The organism is Neglectibacter caecimuris (assembly GCF_034335015.1).
In the GTDB taxonomy this organism is placed as follows: Bacteria; Bacillota; Clostridia; order Oscillospirales; family Acutalibacteraceae; genus Acutalibacter; species Acutalibacter caecimuris_A.
On the sequence record NZ_JAWXXK010000007.1, the window covers coordinates 60,078 to 79,684 of the forward strand.

General features: G+C 52.8%; 12 protein-coding genes and 1 tRNA gene. 9 read left to right on the plus strand and 4 right to left on the minus strand.

Translation table 11 applies throughout. From position 1 onward, the window contains the following. Positions 1 to 35: 35 nt before the first annotated feature. From U8T64_RS10840 to U8T64_RS10870, 7 genes are all read left to right on the plus strand, one after another. Entirely contained in the window at positions 36 to 611 is a 576-nt protein-coding gene (locus U8T64_RS10840; RefSeq protein WP_322183435.1) for a sigma-70 family RNA polymerase sigma factor, read from the plus strand. Between the two features lie 155 nt (positions 612 to 766). After that, entirely contained in the window at positions 767 to 970 is a 204-nt protein-coding gene (locus U8T64_RS10845; RefSeq protein WP_322183437.1) for a DUF1858 domain-containing protein, read from the plus strand. 108 nt (positions 971 to 1,078) lie between these two features. Continuing rightward, positions 1,079 to 1,768, plus strand: a complete 690-nt coding sequence (locus tag U8T64_RS10850; protein WP_322183439.1) for a class I SAM-dependent methyltransferase — start codon at positions 1,079 to 1,081, stop codon at positions 1,766 to 1,768. Between the two features lie 30 nt (positions 1,769 to 1,798). Then, a complete protein-coding gene (locus U8T64_RS10855; RefSeq protein ID WP_322183441.1) occupies positions 1,799 to 2,566 on the plus strand; it encodes a Nif3-like dinuclear metal center hexameric protein in 768 nt (255 codons plus the stop codon). Between the two features lie 64 nt (positions 2,567 to 2,630). Continuing rightward, on the plus strand, positions 2,631 to 4,379 hold the full coding sequence (locus U8T64_RS10860; RefSeq protein WP_322183443.1) for an Rqc2 family fibronectin-binding protein: 1,749 nt from the start codon (positions 2,631 to 2,633) through the stop codon (positions 4,377 to 4,379). Positions 4,380 to 4,865: 486 nt separating this feature from the next. Continuing rightward, positions 4,866 to 6,578 (plus strand): phosphoenolpyruvate--protein phosphotransferase, encoded by a 1,713-nt coding sequence (gene ptsP / locus U8T64_RS10865; protein WP_322183445.1) that lies wholly within the window; start codon positions 4,866 to 4,868, stop codon positions 6,576 to 6,578. Between the two features lie 16 nt (positions 6,579 to 6,594). Beyond that, a complete protein-coding gene (locus tag U8T64_RS10870; protein WP_322183447.1) occupies positions 6,595 to 7,464 on the plus strand; it encodes an SPL family radical SAM protein in 870 nt (289 codons plus the stop codon). Between the two features lie 472 nt (positions 7,465 to 7,936). On the opposite strand, the gene U8T64_RS10875 is transcribed toward U8T64_RS10870, so the two are convergent. The 3 genes from U8T64_RS10875 to U8T64_RS10885 are packed head-to-tail and all read right to left on the minus strand — an operon-like array spanning position 7,937 to position 11,496. Then, complete coding sequence (locus tag U8T64_RS10875) at positions 7,937 to 9,592, minus strand: extracellular solute-binding protein (RefSeq protein ID WP_322183449.1); 1,656 nt, start codon at positions 9,590 to 9,592, stop codon at positions 7,937 to 7,939. A gap of 47 nt (positions 9,593 to 9,639) precedes the next feature. Beyond that, the gene (locus U8T64_RS10880; protein WP_322183451.1) at positions 9,640 to 10,536 is read right to left on the minus strand and encodes a carbohydrate ABC transporter permease; all 897 of its coding nucleotides are present in this window, start codon (positions 10,534 to 10,536) and stop codon (positions 9,640 to 9,642) included. A gap of 18 nt (positions 10,537 to 10,554) precedes the next feature. Continuing rightward, positions 10,555 to 11,496: an ABC transporter permease gene (locus tag U8T64_RS10885; protein ID WP_322183453.1), complete on the minus strand. Its 942-nt coding sequence runs from the start codon at positions 11,494 to 11,496 to the stop codon at positions 10,555 to 10,557. A 293-nt stretch (positions 11,497 to 11,789) separates the two neighbouring features. On the opposite strand from U8T64_RS10885, the gene U8T64_RS10890 reads away from it, so the two are divergent. Continuing rightward, positions 11,790 to 14,012, plus strand: coding sequence for a helix-turn-helix transcriptional regulator (locus tag U8T64_RS10890; protein WP_322183455.1), 2,223 nt, complete (start codon positions 11,790 to 11,792; stop codon positions 14,010 to 14,012). Positions 14,013 to 14,565: 553 nt separating this feature from the next. Here U8T64_RS10890 and U8T64_RS10895 read toward each other — a convergent pair. Then, positions 14,566 to 14,641: transfer RNA gene (locus U8T64_RS10895), tRNA-Ala, on the minus strand. 301 nt (positions 14,642 to 14,942) lie between these two features. Between U8T64_RS10895 and U8T64_RS10900 the strand changes: the two genes are divergently transcribed. Next, the gene (locus U8T64_RS10900) at positions 14,943 to 19,496 is read left to right on the plus strand and encodes a S8 family serine peptidase (RefSeq protein ID WP_322183457.1); all 4,554 of its coding nucleotides are present in this window, start codon (positions 14,943 to 14,945) and stop codon (positions 19,494 to 19,496) included. Positions 19,497 to 19,607: the final 111 nt, after the last annotated feature.

The window sequence follows — 19,607 nt, forward strand, 5'->3', positions numbered from 1 at the left end:
TTGAAAAAGGTCAAAAAGCGGAAGGAGGGACGGCCATGGAATACAGCGCGTGCGGCGACGCGGAGCTTTGCCTGCTGGTTCGGGAAGGCTCTCCCGATGCCTTTGCGGAGCTGAGCTCACGCTATTTGCGGCTGATCCGGGCAAAGGCCGCCCAGTTTGCCGGCCCTTCTGCCCCGGAGAAGGAGGATCTGCTGCAGGAGGGCTTTTTAGGCCTGTACGCGGCGGCAGTTTCCTTCGAGGAGGCGGGCGGCGCTTCTTTCCGCACCTATGCCGGGATCTGCGTGTCCCGCCGCATGACAGACGCGGCCAGAAGACATGGCAGCACGAAAAACAGGCCGCTTAACGAGTCACTTTCTCTGGAAAGCGAGGCCGCGCATCTGGCGCTGGAGAGCGGGCCGGAGGATCTTTTGGAGCTGCGGGAGCGCCTTCAGGCGCTGTTTCGGCAAATGGACACGGTTTTGACGCCCCTGGAAAGAAAGGCGCTGCTGCTGTACCTCAGCGGCTGTAAGCGCTCTGAGGTGGAAAATCGTTCCGGCATGAGCCTGCGGGCTTTTGACAACGCCCTGTACCGGGTGCGAAATAAATTGAAATTTTTTCAGGACGCAAAGTAAGGGCGTTTCGCGCAATTCCAAGCGGCGTTGTAAATTGCGAGGGATCTCCTAAACATTTTTCTTTTTTTGCCCTCGGTATTGCGGAGCGGCGAAAAGGGTATTATAATAGACGCAGCGGCAAAAAAGCCGCGGCATGAAAAAGGGGGAAAGTAAAAATGGCAGAGATCACAAAGGACACGATCATCGGCGATATTCTGGATCTGGATGACTCCACCGCTCCGTTCTTCCTGGAAATGGGAATGCATTGCCTGGGGTGCCCCTCCGCACGGGGCGAGACCCTGGAGCAGGCCTGCGCGGTACACGGTGTCGATCCCAATGAAATGGTGGAAAAGCTGAATCAGCATCTTCAGGGCAAGTAACCTGAGAAAAAACCAGAGATCGTTCTGCTGCCGCACGACTTCTGCCGGGCGGCGGCAGTTTTTTTAGAAATAATAGACTTTTGAGGTCTTAAAGCGAGGAAAAAAGATATGGCAAGACCGCTTTTTCAGCTGGGCCCCCGCCTGGCGCTGTGCGCGGAGATGGTGCGGGAAGGCAGGCTCTTGTGCGATGTGGGGACAGATCACGCCTATCTGCCTATCTGGCTTTTGAAAAGCGGCAGAATCCCGGGGGCGCTGGCCTGTGATATCAACCCCGGCCCGCTGGAAGCCGCCGCGGGAAACGCCCGCAAATACGGCGAAGAGCACAGGCTTATCCTGCGCTTGTCCGACGGCCTGCAGGAGGTGCGGCCGGAGGAAGCAGAGGATATCGTGGTCGCCGGCATGGGCGGGAAGCTGATGCTGCGGATCATCGAGGAAACGCGGTGGCTTACGGACGCGGAAAAGCGGCTGGTGCTTCAGCCCATGAGCTCCGTCGAAGAATTGCGGCTGGGTCTGAAAAGACTGGGCTTCTCCGTACTGGAGGAACGGGCTGTGGAGGATTCCGGAAAGGTCTATTCCGCCTTTGCCGCCGCATACATAGGAGCAGAACCGGAAACAGACCAGCTGTACCCTTATTTGGGAAAGCTGAAGCCGGGGGAAAGCGCTGTCCGGCTGTATGGGGAAAAAGTGCTGCGGGAGCTGCGGGGCCGCCTGGAGGGCGCTCTGCGGGGCCGGGGGCAGGAAACGCCGGAGCAGCTGCGAAAAATCATAGGGCAGATCGAAGCCCGTTATCTGAAATAACCGGAATGGATTTGGAAAGGACGATCAGCAATGGCAAGGATCCAGGATATTTACGACTGCATCGACGCGGCGGCTCCCTTTGCCTCCGCCATGACCTTTGACAATGTGGGCCTTCTGGTAGGGGAAGGCAGTACAGAGGTGTCCAGAGCCCTGGTGGCGCTGGATATCACAGAGGCCGTGGTGGAGGAGGCGGCCTCCATGAACGCGGGGCTCATCATCAGTCACCACCCGGTGATTTTTCACCCCCTGAAGGCGATGGGCGGACGGGATATCCCTTATCTGCTGGCAAGAAAGGGGATCGCCGCCCTGTGCTGTCACACAAATCTGGATCTTTCCCCGGTATGCGGCGTCAATACGGCGCTGGCGGGCAAGCTGGGGCTGAAAAACATTCACCCGGAGGACGTGTTCGGTGAAGAGTGCGTGCTCTTTGCCGGAGAGATGGAGCAGGAGGCTTCCCCGGAGGAATTCGCGGACCTTGTGAAGCAGCGTCTGGGAAGAAAAACGGTGGGGCTGATCCCTGGGAAAACCCCTATCAGGAAAGTGTTTCTGTGCAGCGGGGCGGGGGGAGATTACGTTTCTTTTGCCGCCTGCCGGGGGGCGGATGCCTATCTCACCGGAGAAATGCGGCACCACGAGGCGCTGGAGGCTGCCCGCACGGGCGTGACCTGTGTGGTGGCGGGCCATTACGAAACGGAAAAGCCCTTTGCCGAGTTTTTGATCTCCTATTTGAAAAAACGGATCCCCAGCACGGCGTTTCTGCCCTCTCAGGCGGAGCGCGGGCCGGTGGAGCTTCGATAAGGTTTTGTAAAGGCAACACCGCACAAAGATTGTGAGCAAGTTGCCTAAAGGAAAGGAAAGCGTCATGGCATTAGACGGTATTTTTTTACGGCATATCAGGCAGGAGCTGGAAGAGAAGCTTCTGGGCGGCAGAGTGGATAAGCTCCATCAGCCCAACCGGGAGGAATTGATGGTGGCGTTCCGTACCAGGGAGGCCGCCTATAAGGTGCTGTTTTCCGCCCGGGCCAACAGTGCCCGGGTACATTTCACCTCCATTGCCTTGGAAAACCCCAAGCAGCCGCCCATGCTCTGCATGCTGCTGCGAAAAAAGCTGCTGGGGGCAAAGCTTATTGCCATTCGCCAGCCGGGGCTGGAGCGGCTGCTTCATTTCGATTTTGACGCCATAAACGATCTGGGAGATCATGTGGTGCTCACCCTTACCATGGAGATCATGGGCCGGTACAGCAATGTGATCTTAACAGACCAGGAGGGAAAGATCATAGACGCATTAAAGCGGGTGGACGCGGAAATGTCCTCCCAGCGGCTGGTGCTGCCGGGGCTTACCTATCACCTGCCCCCGCCTCAGGAGAAAAAAAGCGTGTTGGAAATCACCTCTCAGGAGCTTATCGCTCTCTTAAAGGCCCTGCCGGGAGATATGGAGCTTTCCAAGGCTTTGCTTTCTGTCCTTCAGGGCGTGTCGCCCATCGTGTGCAGGGAACTGGCCCATCAGGCGGGCCGGGGTGTGGAGCTTACGGTAAAAACCATGAACGAGGAACAGTATTTCCGAACGGGCTTTTTCTTTCAGCAGCTGAAGGAAACAGCGGAAGCCGTTTCCGGACAGCCTTTTATGGCCGTAAACGCCCAGAAAAAGCCCATGGATTTTTCTTTTGTGGAGATCCACCAGTACGGTACCGCCGCAGTGGTGAAGAAAGGGGAAAGCTTTTCCGCTCTGCTGGACGATTTTTACCGGGAGCGGGATCAGCAGGAACGCATGCGGGTGCGGGAGCAGGATCTTCTCCGCCTGCTTTCCAACCATTCCGACCGGCTTTCCCGAAAAATCAACGCCCAGCGGGCGGAGCTGGAGCAGTGTGCCCAGCGGGACGCTCTGCGGATCGCGGGAGACCTGATCAGCGCCAATCTCTATGCCCTGCCGAAAGGAGCGGAGCATGCCGAGCTGCCCAATTATTACGAGGAAGGCCAGCCCCTTGTTTCCATCAAGCTGAATCCCGCACTTTCTCCCTCGCAGAACGCCCAGAAATATTATAAGGAGTACCGGAAAGCGAAAACCGCCGAGGAAAAGCTCACCGAGCAGATTGCCCTGGCCGGGCGGGAGCTGGAATACCTGGATACCGTGCTGGACGCCCTTTCCCGTGCGGAAACAGAGCAGGATCTCTCGGAGATCCGGGGAGAACTGGGAGAGCAGGGCTATGTGCGGATCCCGCGGGGGAAAAAGCAAAGGCCAGCCGGAATCAGCGAGCCCATGACATTTACAGTCTCCGACGGTTTTACCGTGCTGGTGGGCAGAAATAACCGGCAAAATGATAAGCTCACCATGAAGCTGGCGAACAATAACGATATCTGGTTCCACACCAAAAATATCCCCGGCTCCCATACCATTCTGGTCACAGAGGGAAGAACCCCCACCCCAAAGGCCATGGAGGAAGCGGCGGCTTTGGCCGCCACCCACAGCCGGGCAAAGGACTCCGCCCAGGTGCCGGTGGATTATACCCAGGTGCGCCACGTCAGCAAGCCCCAGGGCGCAAAGCCCGGCATGGTGATCTACGATACCTACAAAACGATTTTCATTGACCCGAATTCAGCTGCCGGACGCTAGGCAGCGCGTCGCACGTCGTGCGACGCGTAATGAGCAATTAGCAATGAGAAATTTAAGGGCAAAGGAAGAATGCGCTAAATTGGAATTTATTTGCCCTTAGCCTCCCCTTGTTTACAAGGGGAGGTGGCATGCGTAAGCATGACGGAAGGGATCGGGTTTGCGCGGAAAGTTGCATCAAATCGCTGGCTTCCAATCCCCTCAGTCAGCCTTCGGCTGACAGCTCCCCTTATAAATAAGGGGAGCCTAAGGGCGATAAACTATCATTTAGCGGTTACTCACTCACTTCCCACCTGTCATTACTGAACAGAAAGCAAGGCTGCCTTGCTTTCTCGGTGAAGAATCTCGTCCTTTGTCCTTTTTCCCTGGAATTAAGGGCAAGATTCTTCGTCACTTTGTTCCTCAGAATGACAAAAAGGCGGGGGCTTGGTCTTTTTCTAACGACTAACTACTAACGACTAACTACTATAAAAGCAGGAGGAAACCGCCATGGGAACGCTTTTACACGGGATCGCGGCCTCGCCGGGGATCGGCATGGGCCGGGTATTTCTGTACCATGCGGCCCGGATCACCGCAAAGGAAAAACCGGCACGGGGCCAGGCGGAGGAATGGAGGCGCTATCGGCATGCTGTGAAGCGGTTCTGCGGAGAGCTTCGGGAGAGGGCGGCGCGGCTTGCGCCGGTGGCAGGCCAGGAGCAGGCGGATATTTTGCTGAGCCAGGTTGCCATGGCGCGGGACCCCGCTTTGGAGGAGGCGGTGAAAGCGCGCATTGCTTCCCGCCAGTCCGCGGAAGCGGCGCTGGATGCGGCCTGCGCCCAATTTATTGGCAGCCTTCTGGAATCGGAAAGCGAGGTGATCCGTCTGCGCGCCGCGGACGTGCGGGATCTTCGCGACAGACTGCTCCGCATTTTGCTGGGGCTGCCGGAAACAGATTTTTCCGCCCTGCCGCCCGATACGGTATTGATTGCGGATTCTCTGCCGCCCTCCGCCATGACCGCCCTGATTTCCCACCCCATAGCCGCCATCGTTTTCTGCAAGGACGGCAAAGCCTCCCACAGTGTGATCCTGGCCAGGGCCATGGAGATCCCCACCGTGGTGGAAACCGGAGAAGTAGCCTCCCAGGTGAAAAACGGGGAATGGGCTGTGGTGGACGGTACCGAGGGAACCGTGCTTTTTTCTCCCACAGCGGAAGAGCTGCAAAGCAGTGAAAAAAAGAGAGAGATCTATCTGCAAAGCAAGGAGGCGCTGAATACTTATATCGGCCACAACGCGGTAACGGCGGATCAGCTTCGCATACGGCTCACCGCCGGGGTGGGAAGCGAAGGGGAGATAAGGCAGGCCGGGAAATACGGCTGTGACGGCGTGGGTCTGCTGCGCTCGGAATTTTTGTATCTGGATCGCTCCACTCTCCCCGGGGAGGAAGAACAGTTCCGAATGTATACTTCTCTTGTCAGGGCCGTGGGCGGAAAGCCCCTGGTGATCCGTACTCTGGATATCGGCGGCGACAAGCGGCTGCCGGGGCTCTTCTGGGAGCAGGAGGAAAATCCCTTTTTGGGCTGCCGGGGCGTGCGCCTCTATAGAGAGCAGGAGGAAATGTTCCGCACCCAGCTGAAAGCGATCCTCCGTGCCGGGGCCTATGGCGATGTACGCCTGATGATCCCCATGATCACCGGGGTGGAGGAGCTTCGCTGGGTAAAGAAGGTTTTTGCGGAATGTAAAGAAGAGCTGCGAAACAAAGGGGAAAGTCTGCGGGAGGATATGCCGCTGGGGGCCATGGTGGAAACCGCCGCCGCGGCCCTTACCGTGGAGCTTCTGGCCGAAGAATCGGATTTTCTCAGCATTGGCATGAACGACCTGACCCAGTATATTCTGGCAGTGGATCGGGATAACGTAAAGGTATCCCACCTGTATTCCCATTATGACCCCGCACTGCTCCGCTCTCTTCAGCGGATCTTTTCCTGTGGAAGGGAAACCGGAATTCCCATAAGCGTGTGCGGCCAGGCCGCCGCAGATCCCTTATTTCTGCCTCTCCTGCTGGGCCTGGGGGCGGAGGAGCTCAACGTGCAGCCTTCCTTCCTGCTGCCTACCCGCCGGGCGCTCTCTCAGTGGACGAAAGGGGAAGCGTCTCTCTTAGCGGAGCAGGCGCTGAAGCTGAAAACAGAAGCGGAGGTCTGTAAGCTGCTGGAGGAAAACCGGCGCTGAAAGGGGAGAGGGAGCCATGCACTACAAAAAGGTAAAGGGGATTCTTTCCGCCCACAATGGAATGAACCTGTACCGCGGCTGCTCCCATGGCTGTATTTATTGCGATTCCAGAAGCAAATGCTACCATATGGAGCACGAATTTGAGGATATCGAAGTCAAGGAAAACGCTCTGGAATTGCTGGAAGACGCGCTGAAACACAAGCGGAAAAAATGTATGCTGGGCACCGGCGCCATGACAGATCCCTATATTCCTTTAGAAGAGCGGCTGGAGTATACCAGAAAAGCCATGCAGCTGGCCCTGCGATACGGGTTCGGGTTCACTGTGCAGACAAAGTCCGCATTGATCCTGCGGGATCTTGATCTGCTGCGAAAAATCAACGAAAAAACAAAATGTGTCGTACAGATGACTCTCACCACCTGTGACGAGGAGCTCTGCAAAAAGCTGGAGCCCAGGGTCAGCACCACGAAAGAACGCTTTGAGGCGCTGAAGCGTTTTCAGGCTGCGGGAATTCCCACCGTGGTTTGGCTTTCGCCGATCCTGCCCTTTCTCAATGACACGGAAGAAAATATTTCCGGTATTCTCAAGCTGTGTATCGAGGCCGGGGTGTACGGTGTGATCTGTTTTGGCATGGGTCTTACCCTTCGGGAAGGAAACCGGGAGTATTTCTATGCTCAGCTGGATCGTTTGTTCCCAGGGCTGAAGGAAAGGTATCTGGAACACTATGGAGACCGCTATGAGGTGGGAAGCCCCCATTCCGCCCGTTTGACGCGGTTGTTTCACAGCACCTGTGAGAGAAACGGCATTGTCCACGATAACGACCAAATTTTCCGGTATTTATCTGAATTTCCGGAGGAAAGAGAGCAGCTTCAGCTCACCCTTTTTTAGAACTGTGAATAGCGCTGAGAGAAAACAGCAAAGACGTCTCCCAAAGCGGGAGACGTCTTTGCTGTTAGGAGAACAAGAAATGATAATTTTACGCCCTTAGGCTCCACTTGCGCGAGTAAGGGGAGCTGTCACGGCTTCGCCGTGACTGAGGGGATCAAAACTGGCGGTTTTATCCCACTTTCTGCGTGTAACTATCCCTTCCACCGCCGTTCGGCGGTCCCCCTTCCCTTGCAAGCAAGGGAAGGCTTAACCACCCCGCCAAATTCCAATTTACCGGTTCCCCGCTTGCCTCCTACTTTGTCATTCTGAGGAACAAAGTGACGAAGAATCTCGTCCTTAATGCCTGACTAAAAGGACAAAGGACGAGATTCTTCACTTCGTTCAGAATGACAAAGAGAGATCTTTTCCTTTTCTAACAACTAACTACTCACGACGAATAACTGATAATGACCCTTTGCTAAGTGAGCTGAAATTACTTTTTGGAATTTTCCCAGTATTTGTTGTAGATCTCCATGGCCCGGGAAAGGCCCACATTTTCCAGAGAGGCCAGGTAATTGTCCCATTCGGCGTTGATATCGCCCTCGCCGCCGACCCACCTGGCAAAATTCTGATCGGTGATGTTCTGAATATCGGTTTGCAAAATGCTCAGCTCCGCGTTGTCCTCGGCGCTGTAGAGCACAGCAGGATAAATCTCGTCCTCAGAGGGGATATAGGGCGTGTAGATGGCGTCGATCTGAACCTTTTCTTCTGCCCAGCTGTTGGGGATCAGCTTTTTGTCAAACTCTTGGCTGATGTAGTAGGGTCCTCGGTCTCCAAAGCCGTTTTTCCACAGCCATGCGTCAAAGGGAAGCTCAGGATCGCCGCTTTCCAGCACCTGGATCATGCCGTCGTTCTGTTTTTCCAGGCTGACGCCATAGGAGCCAAAGTAGAACTGCACGCCTGTTTCAGGGTTATAGAATTCGTTGACGTATTTCATGGCGGCTTCTTTATTGCTGCAGGTAGCGGACATAGCCCAGCTGCACTGTACGGCCGCCAAAGTTGTGGGGTTCGAGCTCCACAGCTGGTCTCCGTGGGGCCCCTTCAGCGGAGGCATAGTGGCGTAGGAATCCTTGTTCGCGTCTCCTATGCCGCCGGAAATAGTCCAGGCGGAGCCAACTCCGACAATTTGCGGATCGGTAGCGCCCATTTTTGCGTAATACTGAGAGCTGTCCTGTGTAAGGGCTTCAGGATCGATCAGTCCCTTTTCAAACAAATCGTTCAGGAAAATCAGGCATTCCTTGTATTCCTCCATGGTAGGTACGAAATGCAGGCTGCCGTCCTTGATCATAAGGAATTCATTGTTGTAGGAAAATTCGTTGTAGGTCACGCCAAAAGCGCCCAGCAGAGCGGTGAGCGGATTATTGTTGTACTCAGCGCCGATCCCTCCCATGGGAATTTCGTCCTGAATACCGTTTCCGTTAGGATCCTTGTCCCGGAAGGCTTCCAGCACGGTGACCAGCTCGTCCGTGGTGGTGGGCATGGAAAGTCCCAGGGTGTCCAGCCAATCCTGATTGATAAATACATTCGTCAAGGTTTTGGGGCGCAGGGGCATCCGGGAGGGCAGGAACATCACAGAGCCGTCCTCCATGGTGACCATGCTCTTAAGCCCGGACTCTTCCTCAAACATTTTTTGTACGTTGGGGGCCTTGTCCAGCAGGGGAGTCAACTCGGTAAACAGCTCTTTGTTGTTGATAACGTCCGAGGCCAGAAGTGTGACCTGCCCGAAAAACATATCCGGCAAGTCTCCACCGGCCAAAACCAGCGCTTTACGCTCATTCCAGCTGTCGGCGGAATGAATGGTTTCCCATTCCACATGGATCCCGGTGTTGGTTTCGATTTCCTGAATGGAGGGCATTTCATTGGGCTCGATGGTCTTATCGCTCAGGCAGGCAATGGCGGTAAGGGTAACAGATTCCTGTCCCGGCTCCTCGTTTGTGGAGGCGGTCTTGCTGGAAGCAGGCGTGCTCGATGCGTTGGAGCTGTTTCCGGTGCTTGTGCCGCAGCCTGCCAGCAGCGAAACTACCAGAAGTGCCGATATCATCAGGGATATCAGGCGTGTCAGGGATTGTTTTCTGTGCTTTTTCATCATGACATCTCCTTTTTGGGGGCTTGTAGGAATACAAGCTTTTTATAGTATCAGCCCTTAATGGAGCCGATCATCACACCTTTTTCAAAATATTTCTGTAAAAGCGGATACAAAATCAGCATAGGAAGGGTGGAAACCACGATCAAAGCGTACTTCAGCAGATCCACCAGCTGCCTTCTGGATTCAGCGCCCAGTGAGGATCCCTCCAGGGCCTGATTTTCTACCAGAATATTTCGCAGCACCAGCTGCAAAGGAATCAGGTTTTTGTCCTGTACATAAATAAGGGCCCGCATATATTCATTCCAGTACCACACGGCGTAATAGAGCCCGATCACCGCGATAATGGCCTTGGAAAGGGGAAGAACGATCTGGAAGAGAAATCGGGTATAGCTGCACCCATCGATTCGTGCCGCCTCGAATAGATCCTCCGGGATCGAATTCTGGAAAAATGTGCGGGTCACGATCAGGTTATACACGCTGACGGAGAAGGGCAGGATCATTACCCATACCGTGTTTACCAGGTTCAGGTTTTGCATGAGAAAATAGGTGGGAATCAGCCCGCCGCTGAAAAACATGGTAAAGGTAAAGAAAAACATCAGTCCCTGCCGGAAGGGCAGCTCTTTCCGGGAAAGAGAGAAGGAGGCGGGAATGGTAAATACCAGGCTCAATGCCGTTCCGGCCAGAGTATAAAAAATGGTGTTCCGGTAGCCCAGCCACACTCTGGCGTCCTGAAAAACCTCCTGGTAGGCCCGGAAATTGATCTCCTTGGGAAGAAGCAGAACCTCTCCCCGGGAAACCGCCGTGGGGCTGCTCACAGAGGCGATACATACGAAGTAGACGGGGTATGCCGCGGCGATCACGGTCAAGGCAATGGCCCCGTAAACGAAAAGGTCGATCAAAATATCGGAAAGCTGTTTCTTTTTGAGAACCGCGCTTTTTTGTGCCATTTCGTTTTCTCCTTTCCATTACCAAAGGCTGGTGTCCGCAACCTTTTTACTGATTTGATTTACCAGAAGCAGCACTACAAAGTTTATCAGGGTGTTAAAGAGCCCTACCGCCGCGGAAAAGCTGTATTGGGCGGATTTCAAGCCGATCTTGTAAACATAGGTGGAAATTACTTCGGAAACGCCTATGTTGGCAGAGTTTTGCATGAGGAAGATCTTTTCAAAGCCCACACTGAGCACATTTCCGGTATTCAGGATCAGCAGAATGACCATGGTGGGGATCAGGGCGGGGATATCGATGTGAAAGATCTTTTGCAGCCGGTTGGCCCCGTCTACCGTTGCGGCCTCATACAGAGAAGGATCTACACTGGAAAGGGCGGCAAGGTAAATAATGGAGTTCCAGCCCGCGTGCTGCCAGGTGTCCGATAAAACATAGATCCATTGAAAAGCCCCGGGCTTGCTGAACAGGTTAACGGCCTTTATGCCAAGGGCCTTGCAGACGCCGCCGTAAATGCCGCCAGCGGGGGAAAGCAGCACGTTTATCATACCCACCGCCACCACCACGGAAATGAAGTGGGGCATATAAACAAAGGTTTGCGCCGCCTTTTTGGTTCGTTCTCCTCGAATCTGGTTTAATAGAAGCGCTAAAAGAATGGGAATAGGAAAATTGACCGCCAGGGAAAGCAGGCTGATTTTTACCGTGTTTCCGATCAGGCTTCCGAAGGTGGGAAGGCTGAAAAAACGTTCAAACTGCTGAAGCCCCACAAAAGAGCTTCCCCAAATTCCTTTGCTGGGCACAAAATTCTGAAACGCCATGAGAATGCCATACATGGGGAAATAGTTGAATACCAGAATCAGCAGAATGGCCGGAAGCAGGAACAAAAACAGCTCCTTGCATTGAAAGCACCTCTTCCAAAGGGAATCGGCTGTTGCTCTGCTGGGGTCGTCTGTTTTTTTCTTCATAAAATGCCCGCCTTTCTTCTGGCAGATTTGCCAAAAAATTTTCTTAACTGACCAAATTTTAGCGCAGATAGTCGAGGTTTTGCAATCAACATTATTTATAGCGCGAAAAATGTCTTGAAAGCCATGCTGACAGGTGGGTCTTTCTGAAATTCTTAAGGTTGGCTGCACAATACTTATAGAGATATAAATATTGTATGATTGGAGAAAGAGATGGAAGTATTGACAAAAAAGGGGCATATTGCAATAATATAATTGTTGGAATTATGGTGGTTTTGGAGAAAGGCAGGTTGGAAATGAAGGGAAGCTCTGTACTGTGGAAAATTATTTTTGTGTTTTTGGGGGTCACAATTCTTCCCGTGGTGGTGATCCTTGCTTTCTTTTATCCGCAGAATTATGAGGTTCTAAACCATGTGATCGAAGACGGGCTCACCGAGCCCTCACAGCGGGCGGTAGAGCGGCTGGACGAGGAATTTCTGAAAATGTTCGGAGCTTCTCTTGAACTGAAAAGCTCTATTCAAAACATAGCACGGGAGGAGTCCGGCACGTATCTCTATTCTCGGCAGATAAAAAATCTGTTGAAAGCGGTCAGAGGCCGCAGCGAGCTGGTGGAAACGGTGCTGCTGTACCAGCCGGAAAGAGGGCAGATCTATTCTCCCACGGGAACGATCAGCCTGGAATACTTTCAAAGCGTTTTATACAGATTTCATAAGGAGGAAGAAAAGGAGCTGCTGGAGCTTAGCTCCACAGCTCCTTCGGTCTTTTTGGCTCCCGATTTTTATTACAATATTTACAACCAGACTCAACCACAGCCCATGCTGGTTTTGACCTATCCGTTGTCCGGGAAAATGGGCAGCGTGATATTTTTTATTCCAGAAAGCGGGGTGCGTGATTTTCTTTCCGAGTTCTGCGGAGAATCCCGCAATTATTTACTGTATGACGCGGACACGATCTACCTTTCGTCTTCCTCGGCCCTGTCGGAGGAAGAGATGTGGGGCGCGGTGCGAAAACAGCGCGCCGGGGTGGAGGAAGATGCCTATATTACTTATACGGGAAAATGCAAGTCGCTGGGACTCACTTATCAGGTTTTTGAAGGAAAGGAACTGCTTTATCGGGAATTGGATCGTTTGCACAGGCTTACCATTGCTATTGTTTTGCTGATTATCACAGCCGGGATAGCCGCTATGCTGATCATCCTCCGCACAAATTACAGGCCCCTTCTCCGAATTTTGAAGGAGATCGGTGAAGTGCCGGGCCTTCCGGAAAATGCGCGCGGAGGCTCGGAATACGAACGGCTTCAAAGCGGGATCTCCCAGATGCAGCGCCGTAACAGCAAGCTGAAGCTGACGCTGCAGGCATACCGGGAAAACTATAAGTCCTTGTTTCTCTATGAGTTCCTCTCGGGAAGCATTCAGGAGGTCAATGATCTGTCCGATATGGAAGAACGCCTGGAAATTGACCTGTACCGCAGAGCCTTACTTCCGGTTTTTATTCTGGCGCGGGAGAACGGGGAAACCTCAAAGCGCCCGGTGCTTTCCGTTGTGGATAAACTGAACCGGCATTTTCGTGGAATGGACTCCGGAAAAATACAGATCGTATTTTCGGCCTGTATGGAAAAAAGCGCTTTCTTTTGTCTGGTCAGTATGGCAAAGGAGGTGGAAAAGCCGCTCTTTGACAGTTTGGAGGAATTTTTGCGGCGAGAGGTATTCGGCTTGCCTGAAATGAAAGGAATTCGCCCCTTTTACGCGGTGGTGGGAAAAAGCGGAGAGGATATTTTTGAAGCGGAAGAAAATGTCAAGCTGCTTCATCAATTTCTCGATTCGGCCTTAGTCAGGAATTTACCGGACTATTCCATCTCAGAGGCGGAACAGCTTTCCGGTGCGGAAACGCCGGAGCTTCCCCGGCCCTTCGGCGCCATTTACGAGCTTACCCACGCGGTGGACTGCCGGGATATGGAGAGAGTGCACCAGGCGGTGGGCTCCATCGTTCGCCTCCTTTCCTCAACGACTACTCCCATTGCCATCACAAAGCTGATTTTCGGCCAGGCAATGTTCGTGTTTCAAAGCGTTGACCCCGATCCTGAGGGAGCCTCCGCCTGGGAGGCAGACGGCCCAGAGCTCTGTTCCGCCAGCCAAATGGTCCAGATGCTGTCAGATCAGGAAAGAAAGCTGTCAGCAATGTTCGAGCAGGAGGTCCGGTCTGTCAACACCCATCGCCGGGGGATCAAGGCCTATGTGGACGAGCATTTTCTGGACCCGAATTTCTCCATTGCGGAGGTGGCAGAGCATTATTATATGCAGGTCTCCAACCTGAGCGCCTATTTTAAGAAATGCTATCAGGTAACCTTCCAGCAATATGTCTCCGAGAAAAAGGCGCAAAAGGCCCAGGCGCTTTTATCACAAACAAACATTACGCTGGAAGAGATCTCCCAGCAGCTAGGCTACGCCAACGCCTCCAGCTTCAGCCGAAGCTTCAAGCGCATTGTAGGTATCACCCCGGGAGAATATCGCAGGGGATAGAAAAAAGAGGCCGCCCCGCCTTGCCGCAAAACAGAAAAAGCTTGTTCCGTGGAAGAAACAAGCTCTTTTTGACTCTGAATGTTGGCTCCTAGATAGTAACAGCGCTATAATGCCTGAAAGAAAGGACAAGGTTGGGGAATAAATTATAGTTTGGTGTTATTAGTCGTTGGTTTAGTTGTTGGAGAAGGGTGAGCTTTCCTTTTTGTTATCCTTCGTCAAGAAAGCTATAGCTTTCTTGACGAAGGATCTCATCCATAATTTCTGCGTAAAGAGCCAAAGAACGAGATCCTTCACTTCGTTCAGGATGACAAGAGAGGAGTAAGCGGACAATTGCCAAACTCTAATTTAGCAGCTAGTCCCCTCTTGTCATCCTGAGGAACGCAGTGACGAAGAATCTTGGCCTTGATTTCTGAGTAAAAGGCCAAAGGACGGGATTCTTTGCGGCAGCAAAGCCTGCTTTTCCAGCGATCTGCGCCCGGTGTTCAAACCACAGCACTTCTCTCGCCGTCATTTTAGCAAATAAAAAAAGTCACCTACCGGTGACCTTTTTTATTGGTGGAGATGGACGGGATCGAACCGTTGACCTCCTGAATGCCATTCAGGCGCTCTCCCAGCTGAGCTACACCCCCAAATAGGACATGCACTTTTTGGTGCTCTAAGATAATAGCATATGGGAGAAAATTTTGCAAGTCTTTTTTGAAAAAATTTTGCTTTTGCTGTTTTAAGGGCGCACTCTAAAAAAACTTAAGGAAAAATATGGAAAGCTGAAAACAATTCTTTACAGGGAAATTGCGCAGGAAACTTATTGACTTTTTTTGAGCGTTTATTATATAGTATTATGGCAAGAAAATCAGCCGGTGACTTTCGCGCCCGGGTCTGGGAAATACCCGGAAAGCGGCTGAAGGCTACAAATGGAGGAAAATTGACAGAATGAAAAAGAGGATCTTAAGCATTGTTTTGACGGTAGCGATACTTCTGCTAACGATACCTGTATCCGCTTTTGCGGAAAAGGGTGAGCTTCCTGCGGCAGGGCAGGAGTCGGAATGGCTGGGATTCGAGGAGTTTTCCTCGGCGGTAAGTGAGTTGCTGGGAGAAACCATGGAGGACGACTACATTTCCGGAATCTGCCTGGAGGTAGGAGAGTCTGAAATGGTGGTGGACGGCGAAGTGCAGCCGGTAGTGGAAAACCGGGAGGTCACGCCGGTCACAAAAGACGATATTCTCATGCTGCCGGTACGGGCTTTGGCAGAGCGGGAGGAGGCGAAGGTTTCCTTTGACCGCCGCACCGGCACAGCCACCGTGCAGACAGAGGAAGGGGAGATCGCCTTTACGCACGGAGAAGCGAAAGCCATCGTCAGCGAGGGCGAAAAGGAAGGTCTTTGCGCTTTGAGTACCGAGCCCGAGCTGATCGACGGAACCCTGTATGTTCCCCTGGATACCATGGCAGATTTTTTTGGATATGAAACCGAGGCCGTGGAAGACAAGGTACTGTTGACAAAGCCTTATCAGACAAAGCGCCTTATTGTGAAAAGTGAGGAAGAGGAACTTGAGACCTACGGTGCGGTCAAGGAGATCTCCGGGTTTCGAAGCCTGCATGTGCTGCAGTACGAAACAGAGGAGGAGGCCAGAAGCGCCCATGAAAAGCTGCTGCTGACAGAAGGCGTGGAGTATGTGGAGCCGGACACGGTGGTATCCGTGGCGGAGACCCACAATTCCTGGGGTGCGGACTTTATTGAAGCCGATACCTACAACGAGTATTTGCAGACGAACACGGGCCTTGAGGAAGTTGTTGTGGCAGTTGTGGACACAGGAGTATACGCGAAGCATGAGTTTTTGAAGGATCGTGTTATTCCGGTGAACGAATGCTTTATAGAGAACGGAACTTCTTCTAATGATCTGAATGGCCATGGCACCCATGTTTCCGGCATTATTGTAGACTGCACCTTGCCCAATGTGAAAATTTTGCCGGTAAGAGTTTTGGATATGAATGGGTATGGAACAGAACTTTCCATTTATAACGGAATGCTTTTCTCCATACAGCGGAATTGCGATGTAATCAACCTGAGCCTGGGTGGGTATGGAAAACGTGAGCTGGAACGGGAAGCAATGCTGGAGGCGGTTTCTCACAATATTTCTGTAGTGGTAGCGGCCGGCAACGAAAGCCTGGATGCGGGCCTGACAGCGCCTGCGAGATATTCCGAGGCGATCACGGTGGGCGCGCTGGAAAAGACCGGGCTTTACGCAGACTATTCCAACTATGGCGATGCGGTGGATCTCTGGGCGCCGGGCAGTGAAGTCCTCAGCTGCCAAAAAGGGGAGGGTTACACGGAAAAAAGCGGCACTTCCATGGCAACGCCCCACGTTGCCGCCGCTGCCGCGATGCTGAAAACCTATCAGAAGGAGCTTTCTCCCCGGCAGATCGAGAGCATTTTGATGGAACATGCGGTAGAAAAGGATATTCAGGACCCGCATCATTCCGGGAACTCAAAGGTGTTGTCTGTGGCTTCGCTGCGTTCCCTGACAGCAGACGCCGTTCAGGAAGCGGTGGCGGCCCCCGTGATCAGTGAACCCGGCGGGTATTATCAGGAGGATCTGACAGTATCGATCACCTGTGACACACCCGGTGCTGAGATCCGCTATACTCTGGACGGAAGCGACCCTGTAGAATCGGGGCGCGTTTATACCGGGCCTGTAAAACTGCAGGGCTCAGCCCGGTTCAGGGTGCAGGCTTTTAAGCCCGGCTGCATAGACAGCTATCAAGTGGAAGAAACTTATTTTATCTCCGAATATCCGGAGAGCCTTCACTACAAAAATTATAATTATTACGATACCTGGACCTATACTTATCCTGACGAAAATGTAAAGTGCCTGAAGGTTACCTTTGACGAGCAGACCTATCTTCCGTTTCCCGCTCCATCGGAAGAGGGGCTCCGCTCCGGCCCGTATTTTGACGCCCGGCTTTGGAAATATGGGCTGTATCTGTATGATAAGGAGAAGCAGCCTGTCAATAATGAGTTTGCCGAAATTGAAAGAACACATTTTATTCACGAAGAGTTGCAGGGAAAAAGTGTGATCGTTTCAGGAAACAGCTTTTCTATGCGGCTGAATTTTCCTCTTACCGGCAGTGATTACGGCTTTAAAGTCAAAAGCGTGGAGCCGATTTATGAGGAAAGGCTTTCTCCGCCGGAATTTGTTACGCCCTGTGGAAATATCTATTGGCCATGGAGTAGTTTTAGCAAGGTTATGATCATGGGCCCCTCCGAGATCGATTATGCGGAAAATAAAAGCGTTACGCTGCGCAGCGCGGAGAACGCTGATATTTATTATACGCTGGACGGCTCTATCCCTACTCGTAATTCTTTGAAGTATACTGGGCCTATTCTTCTGGACGAGCCGAAAAAGATACGGGCCAAGGCGTTTAAGAACGGGTACACAGAAAGTGCTGCGGTATCGGAAACCTACTATTCCTCGAAGTATCCGGAAAGTCTGCACAATGTAAAAAGAGAATACTATTTTATAGACGCTTGGAATTGGGAGGCCCCGTTAGGAGTAAAGTACATCGGGATCACGTTTGACGAAAGCACCGATTTAGGGGAAGAGGGTTCGCCTTATGCGCTTGACTTGCAGGTGTTTCCAAACGTGAAGGACTTTTTGGGCTATGATCCTACCGTTTTTTACGGAACTGAGCTTGCCGGACAAACAATTTATATAAAAGGCAATAACTTTAGGTTGGTCTGCGGCGCTTATTGGCCTGAGGGAACAAATTCCGCCTATGGCTACAAAATAAAGGATATTCAGTATTACTATAACGAAAACGACATCGTTCCCATAGAAAGCATAAAAATTTCCGGTCCAAGTACCCTGTTGGTAGGAGAAGAAGCGCAATTAAGCGCGGAAGTAACTCCGCCTGACGCAAATAGCGGCCTTTTCTGGCGCAAGCTGTCATCGAGCAGTATGTTAAAGTCCAATTGTGCTGAAATCGATAAGAACGGCGTGATCACCGGAAAGCAGCCGGGGCAGATCGTTGTAGTTGCTACCTCTGGCTTGGTCAACTCGGTTTGTAACCCCGGCAGTCCGCTTGATTGGCCGAATTACTCTTATAACGGCATGTACAAGGGCATTGCGATCAAAGAAAACCCGGATTATGCCGGAAGCCCTACTCCTGCGGTGCTCACCAAAGCGCCAAAGGCAAAAACGGGCCTGAAATATACAGGAGAAGGCCAGGTGCTGATCGAGCCGGGAGAAGCGGCAGGCGGCACGCTTTTGTACAGCCAGAGCGAGAACGGCGAATACAGCCAGCGGCTTCCTGTCAATACGGACGCGGATACCTACACGGTATGGTACAAGATAAAAGGAGACGAAACGCATACCGACCTTGCGCCTGCATCGCTGCCGGTAACAATTGCCAAAGCAGATCGGCCAGTTCTGCCGGAGAATATCAGCGTGCCGAATGGAACGGAGCTTACTTCCATCGCTTTGCCTGTGGGCTGGTTCTGGCAGGAGCCGGACAAGGAGCTTTCGGTAGGCGCCAATACGGTTTCGGTGGAATACTGGGATACCAAGAATTTTGCGCAGACAAGATTTACTATCACTGTTACGATGGCTCCTCTGGCGCATCTCCATGAGATGACGAAAACAGAGGCGAAAGCGGCTTCCTGTACCGCGGAGGGAAATCTGGCTTATTGGACTTGCTCCATATGCGACGGTATTTTCTTAGATGAGCAGGGAACCACAGAAGTCTCTCTTGCGGAGGTCACCCTGGAAAAGCTTCCCCATACGCCGGGAGCCTGGACGGTGGTAACGCCCGCCACGGCTGCTCAGGATGGGTTAAAGCAAAAGGCGTGTACGGTTTGCCATACGGTGCTGGAAACAGAAGTGATCCCCAAGGGGGAGCAGCCCGTTCCTCCCGCTCCGGGGCCGGTAGAGCCTGATCCGCCCGCGCCGGAAAAACTTCCCTTTGTGGACGTGAAGGAAAACAGCTGGTACTATGACGCAGTGCGCTATGTTTACTTTAATAGCCTGATGGCGGGCACCGCGGAAACGCTTTTCTCACCGGAAGCTTCCACCACCCGGGGAATGATCGTGACGATCCTCTGGCGGCTGGAGGGAAAACCGGAAAGCGGCGTTCCCATGACCTTTACCGATGTACGGCCCGGAACCTATTACCAGGAAGCCATAGCCTGGGCGGCGGAGCAGGGAATTGTGGCCGGGCGTTCCGAAAAAATCTTTGCGCCGGACGACCCGATCACCCGCCAGGAACTGGCGGCGATCCTGCACCGCTATGCGGGCAGTCCGGAGGCGGGAAGCGCCCTTGACCGCTTTGCGGACAGCAGCGCGGCAAGTAAATACGCAAAGCCGGCCCTGAGTTGGGCGGTGGAAGCAGGCGTGCTTTCCGGAAAAGGGAACGGCATTCTGGATCCCAAGGGACGTTCCACCCGTGCGGAAGCAGCGTCCATGCTGATGCGGTACTGCGGGATAAAATAGAATTTGTAAAAGGCTAACGATGGACCGCTTTGAAGTTGTCTCACAGGAGCAATATCGAAAAAGCCTTTCTCCTCAGTTACAGCCTGCTGGAAAAATCCTCGATTTTTCCAG